The sequence below is a fragment of the Ferruginibacter sp. genome, from assembly GCF_031430955.1.
GTDB lineage: Bacteria > Bacteroidota > Bacteroidia > Chitinophagales > Chitinophagaceae > Ferruginibacter.
This window is the reverse complement of sequence record NZ_JANPCM010000579.1, coordinates 1-2498: the sequence shown is the minus strand read 5'-3', so window position 1 is coordinate 2498 and position 2498 is coordinate 1. Positions and strand designations below refer to the sequence as shown.

Sequence of the window (2498 nt, the reverse complement as noted above, 5' to 3'; positions counted from 1 at the left end):
AATTCACCTCGATGCAACAGGAACATATCGGGTAACAGAAGATTGCGAAAGTCCTTCTGCCATGCAACATAAAAGTTGGTTCACCCTGTCACCTGCCATGGAATTTTATTATAAGCAACGCAATGCCGATTATAAAACATTACCGGCCTTTAAACCTGGCTGTGTGTACACCGAAACCGGCAAGGTAATGGAGATCATTTACCCTCAGGCCGATGCAAAAATTTATGTACCATTAGAAGTAAGCGGACAAAAAGGTAAAACTGTTTTTACTGCAGCACACCGCCGCAGCAGTGCAAAAATTTTCTGGAGTTTGGATGATAATTTTATTGGCGCCACACAAAAATTTCATCAAATGGGTTTAAATCCATCAGCAGGTAAACACATTATAACATTGGTAGATGAAAATGGATTGAGTGTGAGCAGGCAATTTGTAATATTAGATAAAGAAAATCATTGACCATTATAAAAACACCTCATCTTATAATTAAAAAAGATTTTGGCTAATTGAACTATAACTAAAAGCATTATCAAATTTCTCCTTACTTTTAAGCCCTAAAATAAATTGCTATGCCAATACGTATGGAAGATGATCCGCAGGATCAACAGGATTTTAATGAAAGCAGTACATCTGGAGGAAGAAGCAGCGGTGGAGGCGGTGGTGGTTTATTAAATTTTTTACCCCTTATTTTGGGATTATTCAGAGGCGGAGGTGGAGGCAAAAAAATTATCCTGTTATTAATTGCAGCAGCTGCAGCCTATTTTTTCTTTTTCAGAAACAGTTCGGGTGGTGGTTCAAACATTATTAAAAATCTCTTCTCACAAAGCGGATATAATTTTAGTCCCGAGCAATTTAAAAAAGCTAATGTTTACGAAGCATTGGCAGATGATAATACCAAAAATCCCTTACCTGAAAGTGTTTCATTGCTGCGTTTTGCACCCGACCGTCAGGATCAGGGTAAGCAGGGCAGTTGTGTTGCATGGAGCAGTGTGTATGCAGCAAGAACAATTGTAGAAGCAGCATCAACTAATCAAAGCGGAAACAATACCGCTTACAGCCCTGCATTTGTTTATAATCAAATTGGTTTAGAAGGATGCCAGGGTGCATACATACAAAACGCCATGGAATTTATGACTGCTAAAGGTGTGGTGCCTTTTAATACTTTCCCTTATGATGAGCAGGATTGCAGCAGGCAACCCAACTCATCAATGCAAAACAATGCAGCACAAAACCGTATGCATGGTTTTACCCGTTTAACAGATGGCGAAGGTGTAGAAGGAATTAATGTAAGGGCTGTAAAAGAACATTTGGCAAAAGATGCCCCTGTTGTAATTGGAATGATGGTTGGCGGAACTTTTATGCAGGATATGATGGGAAAAGAAATGTGGGCACCAACTGATGAAGACCGCAGCCAGATGGGCTTTGGCGGACATGCCATGTGTGTAATTGGTTACGATGACCGTAAACAGGCTTTTCAATTAATGAACAGTTGGGGACCAAAATGGGGTAATAACGGTATAGGTTGGGTGCGCTATGCCGACTTTAAAGAGTTTGTAAGGGAAGCTTATGGCATTGACCCAATGCCAAAGCGTGGCGCTGCGGTTAATGTTGCTTTTGAAAGTAATATTGGTTTGGTTAAAAATGATGATAAACAATACATCCCTTTAAAATTAAAGACTGCAAATATTTTTGAAACGGTAAATAAAATTGCAGCAGGTACAAAATTTAAAATAGAAATAAAAAACTCCACGGAGTGCAACATTTATATTTTTGGTCAGGAAACTGACGGCAGCAGTTATACTTTATTTCCTTATCCCAATAAAGATGATGCAACAAAAACATCCTTCTCTCCTTATTGCGGTATTACAGGTTACCGCTTATTTCCCCGTGGTAAAAGTTTAGTGCCGGATAATGTGGGCACTAAAGATGTATTTGCGGCTGTGGTAACTAAACAGGCTATTGATTGGTATTCGGTTAATAATGCCATTTCAAAAAGTACTCAAACTACTTATGCAGCAAAGGTTGCAGCAGCATTACAGCAAAATGCAGTTTCCAATGTTCGTTTTGCAACAGGTACTGGTGGCACTATAAATTTAAAAGCAGATAATGGTACACCCAATGCAGTAATTTGTATAGTAGAAATTAATAAATAAAATAAACTTTAATTAATTGAGAAATATTTTCGCCATACTTTTTTGCATGGTTACTTATTTAAGTAATGCACAAAAGCAGGAAAGTAAATTGTATAACCCCTGGGCCGATGCGGCAAAAGATATTGCTGCTGCTATAAAAAAAGCAAAGGCCGAAAATAAATATGTGTTAATACAAGGTGGCGGTAACTGGTGCAGCTGGTGTATTGAATTTGCCCGGTTTAGTAAAGCTTATGCAAAAATTGATTCAGTTATTAAAGCATCGTATGTGGTATATCATTTAAATTATAGTGAAGACAATTTAAACAAAAAAACTTTTGCCATATATGGTTATCCACAGCGTTTTGGGT

General features: G+C 38.0%; 2 protein-coding genes and 1 pseudogene. All 3 read left to right on the top strand.

Annotation, left to right across the window (positions count from 1 at the left end; genetic code table 11):
- Positions 1-457: pseudogene (locus tag ACY65O_RS16510) on the top strand (penicillin-binding protein 1C); the annotation flags it as partial.
- A 110-nt stretch (positions 458-567) separates the two neighbouring features.
- Complete coding sequence (locus ACY65O_RS16505; RefSeq protein WP_462221963.1) at positions 568-2151, top strand: C1 family peptidase; 1584 nt, start codon at positions 568-570, stop codon at positions 2149-2151.
- Positions 2152-2167: 16 nt separating this feature from the next.
- A partial coding sequence (locus ACY65O_RS16500) for a thioredoxin family protein (RefSeq protein WP_462221962.1) occupies positions 2168-2498 on the top strand: 331 nt, incomplete at its 3' end.